Origin of the sequence: uncultured Aggregatibacter sp., assembly GCF_938046485.1 — a bacterium.
Lineage (GTDB): Bacteria > Pseudomonadota > Gammaproteobacteria > Enterobacterales > Pasteurellaceae > Aggregatibacter.
Window position 1 is genome coordinate 1 of record NZ_CALIWN010000037.1, and the last position, 16007, is coordinate 16007.

The following is a 16007-nucleotide window of genomic DNA, read 5'->3' on the forward strand; positions in this document are numbered from 1 at the left end:
TTCGATTTAAGGGGCTTTTTCTTTCGATTTAAGGGGCTTTTTCTTTCGATTTAAGGGGCTTTTTCTTTCGATTTAAGCAATCATTTCTTATTAGGAAGTTAAGTCTTTGAATTAAAAGTGTTTTATTCATAATATCCCTCTCGTTCGAACAGCTCAACGGAATAGAACGCTATTCCACATAGTTAAACTAACGAGAGGTATTTTTTATGAGCCAATCTCAAACCCAATCTAAAAAACTCATCACCGGTGCCGATGTTTGCCGACGCGTAAGCTTTGGCCGCACCAAACTCAATGAGCTTGTAAGAGCTAAACAATTCCCACAGCCGATCCGCTTTTCACAAAACTTTGTCCGTTGGGACTTAGAAGAAGTGAATCAATGGATTGAAGAACAAAAAGCCGCACGCGCTTAAGGTGGTGGAAGATGAACGAAGCAAGAAAACCAACACAATTCTTAAAAGTGTTACACCGCTTAATTCTCTCCAGTATTAGCGGCATTGATGGTTACTCAATGGGCATGACGTCAGCGCGTAACTATATCAGTGAACTTGAACGCAATCATTTAACCGGCAAAGTGAAACGTACAACGGAAAAGACTGCAGATGGAATGGGGCAATATTACCGCTATGAAATCACAGATGCCGAACAGTTAAAACAGGTGATTGCCATTTACAAGGCTAAGGGAGGTGAGCTTACTACGCATGAAGAACAGCAAGCCTACTTTCGATTCCGTTAAAAGAAAAACGCCGCAAGGCTCAACCCAATCGGCGCATTTCCTACCTTAAGACTCACTCAGAAGGTAGATAACCTAAATTACATGAGAGCGGAAACAGCGGAACACACTTTGAACGCTAATGAATGATTTTAGCGACCATGAGCCAAACACAAAGCACACGCCACGTTTCCCGATCTAAATCCATAAAAGGAATGAATATGAATTTAAATCACGTTAATTATAAAAAATATGAAAATAATTACAATACATTTCACTTTACAAAGTGCGGTCAAATTTGCGACTATGTTCACGCCTTAGCAAAATCTAAGGTCAGCCGTGAGAAGCTGAATTATTTACTGGCGAACGATAGCACGCCTTTTAACCGTGCTTTTTTTGTTCGTAACATTCGCACACCTCAAGAATTTGCGGATTTTGTTTTATTTAATCTAAAAATTCATTCAATGGTAGAGCGTGATAGGCAGTCTTTGACTGGCTGTCTTCCAATGTTGGCAGTTTCTCACCCTGTTACGTTCTACCGCCCGACCGTGAGAAGTCTAGCGGTAGTTTCTAAAAATCTTTTACTGGAAACTACGCAAATGTATCAATTCATTTTTGCGGCTATTCGCCGTACCGATCTAACCAATCACATTAAAAAAATCCGTATCACCGCCGACATAGAACAAGCTGCACGCGCTCAATTCGCCCATGATTTTGTTCTTGTGCTTACCGGCAAAATCAATCTTCAAAACACCGTGAAAAACAACCGCACTTTTATCAAGGAGTGAGCTATGAGCAATCTTAATAAAGAAAAAATCACTCTTGAAAAATGGCAATTAGAAGGGCTTTTAGAGAAAGTCCATCAGCTTTCATCATTGCTATTGGCTTTATCTGAAACCGATTATTCAAAATTAAATGAATGTGAAATTCAGGCGGCAATAGTCGCTGCGTTTAGAGTAAGTGAAAGCAATTATTCGGCTTTGAATAAATTATTGGAGGGCGAAGATGACTAATTCACCTTACAAATTAGTGATATTGGACAAACAGGGCAAAATTGATTTTGTGGGGCATTATCCTACATACGAACAAGCCTATAAAGCTGCTGAATTTTTAAAAGATAAAGATGTTCATTCTGAAATCAGAATTAGCAACCCCGACGGATTAGGCGAGGATGATGAAAATGATTAAACCGATGGCACAACAACAAACACAAGGCACGGTTAAGCCTAAGATTCATGGGAAACTCTCATTCAATCCTTTACACGCAGAATATGCGCAAATCAGCCGCCAATTTAAGTTAATCCATGACAGCAATCAACGTTGCTTAGAGGTTTACCCTGATGAATTTCATCACAAACTAAAAATGCGCGGCGAATGTGCGGATTTAGTAGAACGGTTGAAAGGTGGTGGAAAGTTATTTAACGAATTGGCGAAAGCTGCCGATTTAACAAAAGAACAGACCGTACTTTTGAAATCGTTCAATCAGGCAAACGGCTATTTAATTTCTAAATTTGCCGAAGTAGTAACACAAATTGAACGATTACAGGTGGTGGCAAATGCGTAAGTTAAAAACCAAAGTAAGCAAGAAGCGCCCTAGCCTATTTGAGGAAGAACGCTTGCCGGATTGGGAACAGTTGGTAAAAGCCATTAAACAGACTGAATTTTATCTTAGCTTTGCTAAAGACTACATTCACAACGGACATTTAAAAGGCGCAACAGACGCGCTGAAATCAATTAAACGAGCAACTACAGCAGGATTGAAAATCACGGGGGTGAAATAATGGATCTCAATCAAAAAATGGATTATTCCAAACTAAATGCCATTGAATTGAATGCGATTTCAATCAGTCATCAGAACATGGGAAAACCTAAAGATGAAGCCTTTAATTCGTCTTTCCCTTATACCACCGAATCAATTTTGGCATTAGCCGAACAGTTTATTGATTATCCCTCTGAATATCTCGGTGGGCTAAAAATTCTTCGTGATGAATTAATCACGATCAATAAGCATTTACTACAGATGGCACCAAAACCGCCTTCTTTAGCGCCGGAGGAAACCGCAGCAATGCTATCCAATGATGAACTTATAGATGGCTTATTGAAGCATAGCTTAGTGATTTCCTTGGTAAGCACATTTTCATATTTTCAGGAAATCGTTGCCATGCGTATCAATATGATTGAGAACGGCGCAGTTGAGGGGGTAAATCATGGCACGCTTAATTAATGCACCACATTTAGCGGATCAGCCGAAAGAACCTTATTCAGCGTTAATCATTCTTGCCGGGCGTAAGGCTTGGCAAGCATGGAACAAAGGGAAAGGCGAAGAATGGTTGTTATTGTGTTCATTGGTGGAAGGTATCGATGCCAAACAAAAGCCGGTTATTCTTGCCGAACAGCAGCTTGAAGATATTTCAGGAATTAGAATAGCCGATTCAGAGCAACGCACAATCATGCTTTTCCAATGTGGTGAATTAGAACCGACCGAAATCACCGGTATTTGTCACAATCTAGCAAAGCATACTAAAGCTGATCATGTCGTTTTATATGATGGCGCCGCGCAGATGAAGGAAAATCTAAGTGGTTACATTCAACGCCTACGCACGGATAAAAGTGCGGTAGAAATTGCGGATAAAATTGCTCCGCCGCCGAAATTGAAAGAAAAGGACGGAACTAACGTGAAAGCCCGGGCATTCGTAAAATGGTTGGATCTAGATATTGCTCAACACAGTTTAGATAAGGAGCTTTATCATTACACCGGCGCAAATTGGGAGATTCTACCGAGATCGGAATTGGAGGTTAAAGCCGTTCAATTTTACGATGAACAGGAATTTACTTATAGCGCCCGTTCTATTGATTCAATGATTGATACAGCGAAGATTCAAGCAGCCAAAATGGGTGAGCAATCCAAGGAACTATTAGCCTTTACAAATGGTGTATTAAATCGTTCTACCTTGGAATTTAGTCCACATTGTCGGGAAAACTGGCTCACTTCCTTTATTCCGCACGATTACACAAATCAAACGGAAAATACACCGCACTTTGATAGTTGGTTGAATTTTGTTGCTGATGGTAAGGAAGATAAAAAGCAAGCAATCTTGGGCGCACTTTACGCGATTTTAACGAATCGTCATAACTGGCAATTATTCTTTGAAGTAACCGGCGATGGTGGCAGCGGAAAATCGGTATTTGCGCAAATTGCCACAATGTTAGCCGGCGAACAAAACACCGAAAGCGGGCGATTAGTCGATTTAGACGAACCACGCGGCCGTGAAAACTTTGTGAATAAAACGCTCATTCTATGTCCGGAACAATCCCGCTATGGTGGCGATGGTGGCGGACTAAAAAGCATTAGTGCGGGGGATTTAGTCAATATCGATCCGAAGCATAAAAGCAAGTTTAAAGCAGTCATTCCCGCGATTGTGCTAATCGTAAACAATGAGCCGACACGCTTCACAGAAAGAAACGGAGGTATTGAACGCCGCAGAGTGATTTTTCACTTTGATAAGGTGGTGCCAGAAAATAAACGCGATCCGTACTTAATGGATAAGATAGAAGCCGAAGCCGGCGGGATTATCTATAAGCTGATTCAGGCTTTTAAAAATCCGTTGGACGCAAAGAAAGCGTTAATCCAACAACAGGAAAGCGCCGAAGCGTTAGAAATAAAAATTGAATCGGATCATATCACCGCATTTTGTTGTTATTTCTCAACCACGGAGAAAATAGACGGTTTATTTATTGGCAATGCGAACATGATTAATAGTTTCAGAACGCACCTTTATCCGGCATATTTGGAATTTATCAAAGCGAACAATCATGCTGCACCCTTAACACTAAATAACTTTTCCAATGCGTTAAGGCAGGGATTCGCACAGCATAGGAACAAGTATCCATATCAAAGCAAGAAGACTAATAAAGGGACAAAAACCAATGTAGTTTTTAAAAATGTTGATGAATTCCTAAATGAATATATAAAAATCAAATAGATAACCAAAGGCGCGCACGAAAAGCGCGCTTTTTTTGCCTAAAAAAGTGAACACCAAACGTGAACACTTGTGAATACCAGTAATCACCATCTAATTTATTGATATAATTAACAAAAATGGTAAAGGTGAACAGGTGAACACCTTTTTATAATATTTTATACACACATCGCTTTTAACGTTCGCATTGTTCCACATAATCGCCCCAAAGTTGCATCACCGGCTTGCGTTGTTCAAGGAAATCAGCCCTATCGTAAATCTTTCCTGTTTGCGTACCCGTCTTGTGAGAAATACACATTTCAGCCACTTCATAATCAATACGCTGATCGGCTAAATAAGTGCGTCCGATTGTTCTTAATCCATGAGCAGTTTGTTTATTCTTGTAGCCCAAATCGACTAACATTTTATTGATTGTTTGACTGCTCATTGGTTGGTTAGACTTAATCCAACTTTGAAAAACATATTCGCTTTTCACGGATATACTTTTCATTTTGTTTAGAATTGCCATAGCTTGGGAAGAAAGGGGAATTACAAAAGGATTCCTTTTCTTCATTCTGTTAGCCGGGATAGTCCATAAAGATTTTTTAAAATCAATTTCAGACCATGTGGCGTTACTTGCCTCAGCAGGACGTACCATGGTTAATAACTGAAATTTGAATAATAACTTTGTTTGAATGGCCGCACTGGAATACATCACGGCTTTTATTAATTCCGGTAGTTCTTTTGGTGTTATTGCCGGGTTGTTGGTGGATTTTCCAAAGTTAAATACTTCATTGATTCGTAAGCAAGGATTAAAGGCAATTAGACCGTAGTTTACAGCGAAGTTAAGTACTTCATTCAATAGCCGAATAGTGCGCTTTAATGTATCGCCCTTGCCTTGGTTATAGAGTGATTCTAATGCTTCAATAACAACCTTTGGCAGAATTTCATTTATCGGCATATCACCAATAAAAGGAAACAAATAGATTTCCATGCGGCGCCAATCTTTTTTTAATGTCTCAGCTTCTACTTTTTGAACCTTCTTGGTCTTCCAACGATTAGCGACAGATAGCAAGCTATTTTCTATATGCTCAATAGCGGCTTTCTGTTCTTGTTCTTTATGTTCTTGTGGGTCTATGCCTTGAGCCAACAAAGAGCGATATTCTTCACGAATAGAACGGGCTTGAGCTAAAGATAAAGCGGGATAAGTTCCTAAAGAAACTTTAGTACGTTTTTTAGTAAGTGGGCGGATATAGTTAAAACGCCATGATTTAACGCCGGTAGGCAAGACTAATAGAAATAATCCGTAACCATCAGTAAGGGTGTATTCTTTGGCTTTTGGCTTAGATCTTTCTACTTCGGTATTGGTTAGAGGCTTAGTAATTTTAGGCATATTTGGTAACCATTTAGCAATTTTATGTAACCACGGAAAAGGGATATTAGCACATGGTTACAATCGTGGTTACAAAAAAGAGCGGTTAAGGGCGATTATCTACGAGGGGATACAATAGGGTAAAATGCTATAAAGTCTTATAAATAATGGATTTGATTGATGTTTTTGATGAGTTGCGAGGGGGTGTGATAAGTTTTTTGGTGCCCCCAACAGGACTTGAACCTGTGACCAATCGATTATGAGTCGACTGCTCTGACCGACTGAGCTATGGGGGCGGAAAAAGCGTTGCGGATTATAGAGAATTTTGTCGTTAAAGTCTAGGATGACAAGATTTTTAGCCGAAAAAAGTGCGGTGCGTTTTACAAAACTTTTGAAAAACGCACCGCACTTTTTAGATTTTAAACGAATTAATGTGTGCTTGTGCTGGTTGTTGTTCTGTTAGCACGTTTACGATCCATTTCCGTTAATAATTTTTTACGGATGCGGATAGATTGCGGGGTAATTTCCACCAATTCGTCATCATCAATAAATTCAATGGCTTGTTCAAGGCTCAATTTAATTGGTGTGGTTAACGCAATGGCGTCATCCTTACCGGAAGCGCGCATATTGGTGAGTTTTTTCCCTTGTAAGCAGTTCACAGTTAAGTCGTTAGAACGGCTGTGAATACCGATGATTTGACCTTCGTACACTTCGGCGCCGTGATCGATCATCAGTTTGCCGCGCTCTTGCAAGCCCCATAACGCGTAAGCCAAGGCTTTACCTGTCGCATTGGAAATCAATACACCATTTTTACGCTGACCGATTTCGCCCGGTTTCACATCATCGTAATGACTGAAACTAGAGTAGAGCAATCCGGTACCGGAAGTCATGGTCATGAATTCATTACGGAAACCGATTAAGCCACGGCTTGGGATCACATATTCTAAACGTGTACGTCCTTTACCATCCGGCACCATGTCTTTTACTTCACCTTTGCGGATACCAAGAGCTTCCATTACCGCGCCTTGGTGTTGCTCTTCAATGTCGATGGTGACTTGTTCAAACGGTTCTTGTTTGTGTCCATCCACTTCTTTAAAGATGACTTTTGGGCGGGAGACGGCTAATTCGTAGCCTTCGCGGCGCATATTTTCGATTAACACGGATAAATGCAATTCACCACGACCGGAAACACGGAATTCATCCGGGTTTGGGGTTTCTTCTACGCGCAATGCTACGTTATGCACAAGCTCTTTGTTTAAGCGCTCTAAAATCTGACGAGATGTCACGTATTTCCCTTCTTTACCGCAGAACGGTGAGGTGTTAACACAGAAGAACATCGTCACGGTCGGTTCATCAACGCTTAATGCCGGTAAGGCTTCTACGTTGTTGATGTCGCAAATGGTATCAGAAATGTTGAGTTCACCAAGACCGGTAATCGCCACGATGTCGCCTGCGCTGGCAATATCTTCTTCGTAGCGTTGTAATCCAAGGTGTCCCAATACCTGACCGATTTTACCGGTGCGGGTTTTTCCGAAACTGTCGATGATTGTTACGCTTTGGTTGGGCTTCACCGTCCCACGTTTAATACGACCAATACCGATAACGCCCACATAATTATTGTAATCAAGTTGAGAGATTTGCATTTGGAATGGTGCGTCAAGTTCCACTTTGGGTGGTTCAACGTATTTGACGATAGCTTCAAATAAAGGGGTCATATCGGCAGCTAACTCGTCGTGCTCCAAACCGGCAACGCCATTTAAGGCGGAGGCGTAAATAATCGGGAAGTCTAACTGTTCGTCAGTGGCGCCAAGATTGTCGAATAAATCGAACACTTGATCGACCACCCAGTCAGGGCGTGCACCGGGGCGATCAACTTTGTTAATGACCACGATCGGTTTTAAGCCATGAGCAAACGCTTTTTGTGTTACGAAACGGGTTTGTGGCATCGGGCCGTCAAAGGCATCCACTACCAATAATACGGAATCCACCATGGAGAGTACGCGTTCTACTTCACCACCGAAGTCCGCGTGTCCCGGAGTATCCACAATATTAATGCGGTAGCCGTTCCAATTAATGGCGGTATTTTTCGCTAAAATGGTAATGCCGCGCTCTTTTTCTAAATCATTGGAATCCATCACGCGCTCATCCGCATCACCGCTACGGGAGGCTTCCAATGTGCCGGATTGTTGTAATAATTTATCCACTAAAGTTGTTTTGCCGTGGTCAACGTGGGCAATGATTGCGATATTACGCAATTTGTTAATGTCTATTTGATCTGTCATTGAGAATTCTTAAGCCTAAGCTAATAATAAAAAATAGGTAATTTTCTGACCGCACTTTTAGTGCCAAAAATGCGAAAGGCGCAGATTATACAACTTTTTATGAGGGGCTGCTATGCGTAAATGGGAGAAAATTTACACAATAAACGACCTGACTTTATGAAAAATAAAAAAGGGGTTTAATGAAGAAAATTCAGCTGAATGTATGAAATACTTTTATGAAATTGAGGCGGAATATGCTATTTTTATGAGCATTCTTTTTCCCCATTTTATCTTAATTAACCCACGTCTTAGAGGATTTACGAGTATGTCTAACGCGATTGACAATGTGTTTAAACTCATTGAAGAAAATGACATCAAATTTGTGTTACTTCGTTTTACCGATATTCAAGGCAAAGAACATGGTGTTTCTTTACCTGTGAGTTTGGTTGACGAGGATTTATTTGAAGACGGCAAAATGTTTGACGGCTCTTCTGTGGAAGGTTGGAAGGCTATCAATAAAGCAGATATGCTTTTAATGCCGATTGCCGAAACCGCCGTTGTCGATCCGTTTGCACAGATTCCAACTTTATCCCTCCGTTGTAGCATTTTTGAACCGACCACCATGCAAAGCTATGATCGTGATCCGCGTTCAATCGCACTTCGCGCAGAAAATTATATGCGTTCCACCGGTGTGGCGGATCAAGTGTTCTTCGGACCAGAACCGGAATTTTTCCTCTTTGATGATGTCCGTTTCGATGTGTCGATGAACGGCAATACTTATCAAGTGGATGATGTTGAAGCCGCGTGGAACACCAACAAGCGTTATGAAAACGGCAACAATGCCTATCGTCCGCTGAAAAAAGGCGGCTATTGTGCAGTGGCACCGATTGATACGGCACATGATATTCGTTCCGAGATGTGTTTGTTAATGGAAGAAATGGGCTTGGTGATTGAAGCGCACCACCACGAAGTAGCCACAGCCGGACAAAATGAAATCGCGACGAAGTTCAACACCTTAACGTTGAAAGCGGATGAAACCCAAATTTATAAATACATCGTGCGTAATGTGGCAAAGGAATATGGTAAAACCGCCTGTTTCATGCCAAAACCGATTACCGGTGATAACGGTTCGGGGATGCACTGTAATATGTCCTTGAGTAAAGACGGCAAAAATATTTTCCAAGGGGATAAATATGCGGGCCTTTCAGAAACCGCACTTTATTACATCGGCGGTATCATCAAACATGCGAAAGCGTTAAATGCCTTTACCAATCCAAGTACCAACTCTTATAAACGTTTGGTACCGGGCTTTGAAGCGCCGGTATTATTGGCGTATTCCGCAAGCAACCGTTCGGCGTCCATTCGTATTCCTGCCGTGACCAGTCCGAAAGCCATTCGCGTGGAAGCGCGTTTCCCGGATCCGCTTGCCAATCCGTATTTAGCGTTTGCCGCATTATTAATGGCTGGCTTGGATGGCGTGGTAAATAAAATTCATCCGGGCGATGCGATGGACAAAAACCTTTATGATTTACCTCCGGAAGAATTGAAAGATATTCCTGCTGTCGCAAGTTCATTAGAAGAAGCATTAAACGCCTTAGAAAAAGATTTTGAGTTCTTAACACAAGGCAATGTTTTCACAAAAGATTTCATTCACGCTTTCATTGGTATAAAACGCAAGGAAGTTGAACGTTTGAACATGACACCACATCCGGTCGAGTTTGAAATGTACTACTAATTTGAAAACGCGCCTTGAATATTTTCGAGGCGTCGTTTTATTCTAACGACAATAACGATTATCATAACAACATGAAATCGCCACGAATAGGGCGATCTTTTTCACGGAAACGCAATATTAAACTCACGTTAAAGGTGTCATTATGTTAAAGAAATACCTTATTTTGACAATGTCATTCTGCTTGGTCGGTTGTGGCCTTTTTTCCTCAAAAGAGGCACCAATCCCAGCGGAATATGCCGGCGCAGGTTATTATTTGTCAGATGCAGATGCACAACGCTGGGCGTTTGACAGCAAACAGGTTGAGCAATGCATTTACCCGAACTTAACACGGATTTTACAACAACATTTTCCGAAAGAAGATGCGTATATTCATTCACAATATGTGCTTTTCTATCCGCTTGAAAAAATTATCGGCGAGAAATATGTCAAAATTATTCAAAGTGATGAAAAATCCATGAATTACGCCATTTATCAATATAAAAAATTCAAATTAGATAAAGTGGATGACTTAGATAAAGCGCAGTGTAACGTTTTACGCAGAAATGCGTTAGATGATTTGGAAGTGGTTAAAGGACAATATAAAAATGGGATGTTAGAAGAGAAAAAAGCAACCGAAGAAAATAAATCTTCCGATGGTGTTGCTACAAATCAAAATAAATTCTTTTTTGACATTATTAAATGGGGTTCAGCACTCCTGCTTTAACGAAAGCCATTCTCATCGGATAACAAACATGAGAACCTAATTCCCTCAATTTCAATAGGATACACAGGTGAACCGCAATCCCCCATTTTGGCTGACCGCCTTGATTATTCTCATCAGCTTGCCGCTGATTTTGCCTTTTCTATACGTCATTGTGAGAGCCATTGAGGTGGGTTGGGATCGCAGTATTGCGCTACTTTGGCGACCGCATATGTGGGAGCTGTTGCGCAACACCCTGCTACTGATGGTTTGTGTCACCTTTAGCGCCATTATTCTCGGCACGGTTTGCGCCTTTTTATTGGAACGCTATCGTTTTTGGGGGAAGCCATTTTTTCAAGTGGCGATGACGTTGCCTCTGTGTATTCCTGCCTTCGTCAGTTGCTTCACCTGGATTAGCCTGACTTTTCGCGTCGAAGGCTTTTGGGGCACGATCGGCATTATGACTTTAAGCTCCTTTCCGCTTGCCTATTTGCCGGTTGCTGCCACCTTAAAACGACTGGATCGCTCATTAGAAGAAGTTAGCCTTTCTCTCGGCAAGAGTCGTCGCGACACCTTTTGGCACGCCATATTTCCGCAGTTAAAACCGGCTATCGGCAGCAGCGTTTTATTAATCGCATTACATATGTTGGTAGAATTTGGCGCCGTGTCGATTTTGAATTATCAAACCTTTACCACTGCCATTTTCCAAGAATATGAAATGGCCTTTAACAACAATACGGCGGCATTGTTGTCCGCCGTATTAATGGCAATTTGCGCCTTGATTGTATTCGGCGAAATTTTCTTTCGTGGGCAACAAACCCTGTACAACAGTGGCAAAGGCGTGAGCCGCCCTTATCCGGTAAAAAATTTAACGGTTGGCAAACAAGGCTTCGTGGTCATTTTTTTCCTGACTATTTTTATTCTGAGCATCGGTGTGCCGCTCACCATGTTGATTTACTGGATGATCGTGGGGAGCTCTCTTGAAAGTGCGGTAGATTTTTCCGCCTTTTTTGAAGCCTTCAGCAACTCTTTGTTAGTTTCCTGTTTAGGGGCTGGGCTCACCGTGCTTTGCGCTTTGCCACTCGTTTGGAGCGCAGTACGCTATCGTAGCCGCCTTACCCTGTGGATTGATCGCCTGCCGTATTTATTGCACGCCGTGCCGGGCTTGGTTATCGCGCTGTCGCTGGTGTATTTCACCATTAACTATGCGTATTCTTTCTACCAAACGTTCTTTATGGTAATTGTTGCCTATTTCATGTTGTATTTGCCGATGGCGCAAACCACGTTGCGTAGCTCTTTGGAACAAATTTCCGACAATGTCGAAAAAGTGGGACAAAGCCTTGGGCGTAGTCATTTTTATATTTTCCGCACGCTCACCATTCCCGCCATGTTGCCGGGGATTGCCGCTGCGTTTGCGTTGGTGTTTCTAAACCTGATGAAAGAACTCACCGCCACCTTATTACTCACCCCGAACGACATCAAAACCTTATCTATCGCCGTTTGGGAATACACCAGTGATGCCCAATATGCTGCTGCCACGCCTTATGCCGTGATGTTAGTGCTATTTTCCGGCATTCCGGTCTTTTTACTTAAAAAATATGGTTTTAAGTAAAGGTTATGCAAGAGCTGTTGGCATTTTACCCTGCCAACGCGTCCTGTAATCGTCCTTTGTTCTGTGTTAAAACGGCTTCTGCTTGGTCTTTATCTAATCCGCTCAACAGCATCATAATCGCCAATTTTGCATTGCCATTGGTGGTGTGTAAGGTTTGTTCTGCCGTGAGTTGGTCGCACTCGGTAGCTTGCATGACAATCCGGATAGCGCGTGCTTTGAGTTTTTGATTGGTGGCTTGCACGTCCACCATGAGATTTTGATAGCACTTGCCGAGACGAATCATGGCAGCGGTGGTGAGCATGTTCAGCACCATTTTTTGTGCGGTGCCGGATTTTAAACGGCTGGAACCGGTGAGGGCTTCGGGGCCGACCGCAGTGGTGATGGCAATGTCTGCGATTTCGCTCATGATAGCGTTTGGGTTGCTGACCAAAGAAACCGTGGTGGCGCCGAGCTGTTTGGCATAGGTTAAGCCGCCGATCACATAAGGCGTGCGACCACTGGCAGCAATCCCGACTAACACATCTTTGCGACTAAAATGAATGTGACGTAAATCCTGTTCGCCTGCTTCGCAATTATCCTCCGCCCCTTCCACGGCGTTACGCAATGCGGTTTCGCCACCGGCAATTAATCCCACCACCATGCTTGATGGCACACCAAACGTTGGCGGGCATTCGGAGGCATCTAGCACGCCCAGACGACCGCTGGTGCCTGCCCCCATGTAAACCAAGCGTCCGCCAGACTGAAATGCCACCACGATGTGTTCTACTGCCTGTGCGATTTGTGGCAGAGCTTTCTCCACGGCGAAAGCCACTTGTTTGTCTTCATGATTTAACAGCGTGACAACCTCTAACGGCGACAAAGCATCAATGTGCAAGGTGTTTGGGTTGCGTTGCTCGCTTAACATCGTTTCAAGCGTTTTTAATAAATTCTGTTCGCTCATGCCTGTTTCTCCGCAGGAAAAATTGCGCCTAAACTGACCGCACTTTTGGCGCCGGTCACACTTGGTAAATTAGACGGTTGGTTGTGTAAACGACGATAGGCAAGCCAAGCAAAGGCAGCGGCTTCCACATAGTCTGCATCCAAGCCTTCATCATTGGTCGGGCGGCATTGCCATTGTGGTAATAACGCTTGTAATCGCGTCATCAACAAGCCATTTTTTGCACCACCTCCGCAGACCAATAAACGGCGTGGTAATGGCGTTTCTAGTGGATTTAACGCAAGAGCGATGCTTTGTGCGGTAAATTCTAACAAGGTGGCTTGCACGTCTTGTGGTGGAATTTCACCCAAAAGTGCGGTGGTTTTTTCTAATGTTTTTTCAAGCCAGGTAAGATTGAACAATTCGCGCCCGGTGCTTTTCGGTGGTGGCTGTTGGAAATAAGGCTCTTTTAACATTTCCGCCAATAATGCCGACCGCACGTTGCCACTACGCGCCCATTGCCCGTCAGCATCATAAGATTTTCCGAGATGGCGTTCGATCCAACCATCCATCAGCGCATTGCCGCTACCTGTGTCGTAGCCAATAATCGGTTGATGAGGAAAGAGGATGGAAATATTGCTGATGCCACCGATGTTCAGCACCACTGTCGCCCAGTTGTCATCATAAAACCACGCTTGATGAAACGCCGGCACTAACGGCGCGCCTTGTCCACCAAATGCCATATCTTTACGCCGAAAATCCCCAACAACATCAATGCCGGTGCAGGCAGCAAGCAGATTCATGTCGCCTAATTGCATGGTGAACGGAAAATTACCTTGTGGCGCATGCCAAACAGTTTGTCCGTGACAGCCGATAGCGCGAATTTGCTGCGGTTGCAGTTGATGGCTCGTGAGAAAATGGTTGACCGCCTCGGCGTAGAGTAAGGCTAAACGCTGATCTAATTCGCCCAGTTGCTGCAATGTAGAACTGCCTTGCGAAATTAATTGCAATAAATCTTGGCGTAAATCTGCCAGCATTGGGGTGAATTGTGCCACGATAAATTGCGGTTTTTCGTCAAATGCCATCAGCGCAATGTCAACGCCGTCCAAACTGGTGCCGGACATGATACCGAGATAATAGTCTTGTTGCATGGTGCTGTCCTCATCGAAGATAAAAAAATGGGGAAGATGATTTTCACTTCTTCCCCACCAGTGATCAAATGTTCCACAAAACGAACGGAACGACAGATTACAAAATCATCTTCACTAACTTATCCGCTTTAATACGGGCAAATTTTTTCAATAATTTTTGCACCGGTGCCGGATATTGCTTCATTTCCTCCAACTCGGTGTAATGTTGAAGCAACGTGGTATGTTGGCGAATATAGGCTAACTCCTGAATGACTTGAGGCAAAAGTTGTTGTTTCGGATCATGGATAAATAGGCCATTCTCCGCATCTAATCGCCACGCGCGCGGATTCAAATTATTGCCGGTCAACAAAATATAATTATCGTCAACCCAAACGCCTTTCAGATGATAGGTGTTTGTACCGTCTTTCCATGTGCGAATAATCAGTTGACCTTGTTCCATTTCACGTTGGAACTTTTTGCTAAAACGGCGAAGATTGTTTTCATACAAATACGGCAATGCCCCAGCCATTTTGAACGGTTGTTCCGGTGGAATGTAAAAATCATTTGCCACTTTATCGCCCACAATAATTTCGATTTTTTTGCCTTTACTTAGCAAATGGCGGATTTTTTGTTGCAATGTCCGCGGGAAATTAAAATACGGCGTACAAATAGTGAGCTTTTCTTCCACTAACTGGAATAAATCTTCGATCGTCCGATTTAATACATTGCCCGTCCCACCGAGACCAAATAACGGCGTTACCGTTAATTCATTGCCAAAATCAACCGCACTTGGCAGCTTATATTGCCCATTAAGTGCAAGATTTTTTCTAAAATGGCGGATATTTTGTCGAATTTCTTTGGTTTTCGGGCGATTAACGCTATCCAACGGCAACACCACATCGCTATTCAACAAAAACTCGCGAATAAAAGCCACCATGCTGTCGGCTAATTGCGGATGGGTGATTTTTTGATAGCGGTCGTAACGGTATTTTTCATTTTGTTGCAAATACACGTTATTGATACTGGCACCACTGTAAAGCACGGTATCATCAAAAACAAAGCCTTTGATGTGCAACACGCCGAACACTTCGCGCGTATTGATCGGCACACCGAAAAATAGATTCGGGTCATCGGCAAGTTGATATTTTTGACGTTGTTCACAATACCAATCGGCATTGGTCGCACTCTTTTCCGCCCCTAATAAATTGCGTTGCGCACGATGCCAATCAATTAAAATTTTCACTTCCAGTTCAGGCTTATCTTGTTTCGCACGGTAAATTTCATCGAGAATTTCTTGTCCGGCTTCGTCATTTTGCCAGTAAAGTGCGGTCACAAAAATACGCGTTTTCGCCTGTCTGATCAGTTGAATAATTTCATTTTTGAATGCCATTGGGCTGTAAATAAATTCAACTTGTTCCGCCTGTAAAGCTAAACATGGCAGGCTTTCAAGACGCTTCTGGGCCCGTTTTGTCTTATCTCTAAACATAAAATTTATTCTCTGTTGTACTCAATGAGTCGGAACCTAATTGAGGCGATAGTTTACAATATTTATCGCCCCCCTTGGTAGAAAAAAGGCTGGTTTTCGTTATAATGCTCACAAATTTATTGCCAACAGCGCAAATTTATTCCATTCA

Annotated in this window: 16 protein-coding genes, 1 tRNA gene and 1 pseudogene; 12 read left to right on the forward strand and 6 right to left on the reverse strand. The window is 42.7% G+C overall.

What is annotated here, in order from left to right; translation table 11 throughout:
* Nucleotides 1–206: 206 nt before the first annotated feature.
* The 9 genes and pseudogenes from Q0203_RS05030 (at nucleotide 207) to Q0203_RS05070 (ending at nucleotide 4692) form a co-directional block, all read left to right on the forward strand.
* Nucleotides 207–410: an AlpA family phage regulatory protein gene (locus Q0203_RS05030; RefSeq protein WP_297929989.1), complete on the forward strand. Its 204-nt coding sequence runs from the start codon at nucleotides 207–209 to the stop codon at nucleotides 408–410.
* Between the two features lie 11 nt (nucleotides 411–421).
* Nucleotides 422–733: a hypothetical protein gene (locus Q0203_RS05035; RefSeq protein WP_297929991.1), complete on the forward strand. Its 312-nt coding sequence runs from the start codon at nucleotides 422–424 to the stop codon at nucleotides 731–733.
* A gap of 197 nt (nucleotides 734–930) precedes the next feature.
* Entirely contained in the window at nucleotides 931–1497 is a 567-nt protein-coding gene (locus Q0203_RS05040; protein WP_297929993.1) for a host cell division inhibitor Icd-like protein, read from the forward strand.
* 3 nt (nucleotides 1498–1500) lie between these two features.
* Nucleotides 1501–1722, forward strand: coding sequence for a hypothetical protein (locus tag Q0203_RS05045; RefSeq protein ID WP_297929994.1), 222 nt, complete (start codon nucleotides 1501–1503; stop codon nucleotides 1720–1722).
* Complete coding sequence (locus Q0203_RS05050) at nucleotides 1715–1897, forward strand: hypothetical protein (RefSeq protein ID WP_297929996.1); 183 nt, start codon at nucleotides 1715–1717, stop codon at nucleotides 1895–1897. The genes Q0203_RS05045 and Q0203_RS05050 overlap by 8 nt, the downstream gene beginning before the upstream one ends.
* A gap of 10 nt (nucleotides 1898–1907) precedes the next feature.
* Nucleotides 1908–2273 (forward strand): annotated as a pseudogene (locus Q0203_RS05055) (hypothetical protein); the annotation flags it as partial.
* On the forward strand, nucleotides 2266–2490 hold the full coding sequence (locus tag Q0203_RS05060; protein ID WP_006719238.1) for a hypothetical protein: 225 nt from the start codon (nucleotides 2266–2268) through the stop codon (nucleotides 2488–2490). The pseudogene Q0203_RS05055 and the gene Q0203_RS05060, both read left to right, overlap by 8 nt.
* Entirely contained in the window at nucleotides 2490–2933 is a 444-nt protein-coding gene (locus tag Q0203_RS05065) for a hypothetical protein (RefSeq protein ID WP_297929999.1), read from the forward strand. Before Q0203_RS05060 ends, Q0203_RS05065 begins: the two co-directional genes overlap by 1 nt.
* Entirely contained in the window at nucleotides 2917–4692 is a 1776-nt protein-coding gene (locus Q0203_RS05070; RefSeq protein WP_297930001.1) for a phage/plasmid primase, P4 family, read from the forward strand. Before Q0203_RS05065 ends, Q0203_RS05070 begins: the two co-directional genes overlap by 17 nt.
* Before the next feature lie 172 nt (nucleotides 4693–4864).
* On the opposite strand, the gene Q0203_RS05075 is transcribed toward Q0203_RS05070, so the two are convergent.
* The 3 genes from Q0203_RS05075 to typA form a co-directional block, all read right to left on the reverse strand.
* Entirely contained in the window at nucleotides 4865–6061 is a 1197-nt protein-coding gene (locus tag Q0203_RS05075; RefSeq protein ID WP_297930003.1) for an integrase arm-type DNA-binding domain-containing protein, read from the reverse strand.
* Between the two features lie 198 nt (nucleotides 6062–6259).
* A tRNA-Ile gene (locus tag Q0203_RS05080) sits at nucleotides 6260–6336 on the reverse strand.
* Nucleotides 6337–6468: 132 nt separating this feature from the next.
* Nucleotides 6469–8322 carry a translational GTPase TypA gene (gene typA / locus Q0203_RS05085; RefSeq protein ID WP_297930005.1) on the reverse strand — a complete coding sequence of 618 codons (1854 nt, stop codon included), beginning with the start codon at nucleotides 8320–8322 and terminating at the stop codon, nucleotides 6469–6471.
* A 304-nt stretch (nucleotides 8323–8626) separates the two neighbouring features.
* Here typA and glnA point away from each other — a divergent pair, with 304 nt between their 5' ends.
* From glnA to Q0203_RS05100, 3 genes are all read left to right on the forward strand, one after another.
* On the forward strand, nucleotides 8627–10036 hold the full coding sequence (gene glnA, locus Q0203_RS05090; protein ID WP_297930007.1) for a glutamate--ammonia ligase: 1410 nt from the start codon (nucleotides 8627–8629) through the stop codon (nucleotides 10034–10036).
* A 169-nt stretch (nucleotides 10037–10205) separates the two neighbouring features.
* Nucleotides 10206–10739 carry a DUF5358 domain-containing protein gene (locus Q0203_RS05095; protein WP_232209088.1) on the forward strand — a complete coding sequence of 178 codons (534 nt, stop codon included), beginning with the start codon at nucleotides 10206–10208 and terminating at the stop codon, nucleotides 10737–10739.
* 67 nt (nucleotides 10740–10806) lie between these two features.
* Nucleotides 10807–12327 (forward strand): iron ABC transporter permease, encoded by a 1521-nt coding sequence (locus tag Q0203_RS05100; protein WP_297930009.1) that lies wholly within the window; start codon nucleotides 10807–10809, stop codon nucleotides 12325–12327.
* A 25-nt stretch (nucleotides 12328–12352) separates the two neighbouring features.
* Here the strand turns inward: Q0203_RS05100 and murQ are convergent, their stop codons facing one another.
* From murQ to pssA, 3 genes are all read right to left on the reverse strand, one after another.
* The gene (gene murQ / locus Q0203_RS05105; protein WP_297930011.1) at nucleotides 12353–13267 is read right to left on the reverse strand and encodes an N-acetylmuramic acid 6-phosphate etherase; all 915 of its coding nucleotides are present in this window, start codon (nucleotides 13265–13267) and stop codon (nucleotides 12353–12355) included.
* A complete protein-coding gene (locus tag Q0203_RS05110; protein WP_297930013.1) occupies nucleotides 13264–14394 on the reverse strand; it encodes an anhydro-N-acetylmuramic acid kinase in 1131 nt (376 codons plus the stop codon). Before Q0203_RS05110 ends, murQ begins: the two co-directional genes overlap by 4 nt.
* A 97-nt stretch (nucleotides 14395–14491) precedes the next feature.
* Complete coding sequence (gene pssA, locus Q0203_RS05115; protein ID WP_297930015.1) at nucleotides 14492–15859, reverse strand: CDP-diacylglycerol--serine O-phosphatidyltransferase; 1368 nt, start codon at nucleotides 15857–15859, stop codon at nucleotides 14492–14494.
* Nucleotides 15860–16007: the final 148 nt, after the last annotated feature.

Excerpts from the sequence above, each read along its gene's own strand:
- Q0203_RS05030 (WP_297929989.1), top strand. The coding sequence starts at position 207 with ATGAGCCAATCTCAAACCCAATCTAAAAAACTCATCACCGGTGCCGAT.
- Q0203_RS05050 (WP_297929996.1), top strand. The coding sequence starts at position 1,715 with ATGACTAATTCACCTTACAAATTAGTGATATTGGACAAACAGGGCAAA.
- pssA (WP_297930015.1), bottom strand. The coding sequence starts at position 15,859 with ATGTTTAGAGATAAGACAAAACGGGCCCAGAAGCGTCTTGAAAGCCTG.
- Q0203_RS05075 (WP_297930003.1), bottom strand. The coding sequence starts at position 6,061 with ATGCCTAAAATTACTAAGCCTCTAACCAATACCGAAGTAGAAAGATCT.
- Q0203_RS05095 (WP_232209088.1), top strand. The coding sequence starts at position 10,206 with ATGTCATTCTGCTTGGTCGGTTGTGGCCTTTTTTCCTCAAAAGAGGCA.
- glnA (WP_297930007.1), top strand. The coding sequence starts at position 8,627 with ATGTCTAACGCGATTGACAATGTGTTTAAACTCATTGAAGAAAATGAC.
- Q0203_RS05110 (WP_297930013.1), bottom strand. The coding sequence starts at position 14,394 with ATGCAACAAGACTATTATCTCGGTATCATGTCCGGCACCAGTTTGGAC.
- Q0203_RS05060 (WP_006719238.1), top strand. The coding sequence starts at position 2,266 with ATGCGTAAGTTAAAAACCAAAGTAAGCAAGAAGCGCCCTAGCCTATTT.
- Q0203_RS05070 (WP_297930001.1), top strand. The coding sequence starts at position 2,917 with ATGGCACGCTTAATTAATGCACCACATTTAGCGGATCAGCCGAAAGAA.
- murQ (WP_297930011.1), bottom strand. The coding sequence starts at position 13,267 with ATGAGCGAACAGAATTTATTAAAAACGCTTGAAACGATGTTAAGCGAG.
- Q0203_RS05065 (WP_297929999.1), top strand. The coding sequence starts at position 2,490 with ATGGATCTCAATCAAAAAATGGATTATTCCAAACTAAATGCCATTGAA.
- typA (WP_297930005.1), bottom strand. The coding sequence starts at position 8,322 with ATGACAGATCAAATAGACATTAACAAATTGCGTAATATCGCAATCATT.
- Q0203_RS05045 (WP_297929994.1), top strand. The coding sequence starts at position 1,501 with ATGAGCAATCTTAATAAAGAAAAAATCACTCTTGAAAAATGGCAATTA.
- Q0203_RS05040 (WP_297929993.1), top strand. The coding sequence starts at position 931 with ATGAATTTAAATCACGTTAATTATAAAAAATATGAAAATAATTACAAT.
- Q0203_RS05035 (WP_297929991.1), top strand. The coding sequence starts at position 422 with ATGAACGAAGCAAGAAAACCAACACAATTCTTAAAAGTGTTACACCGC.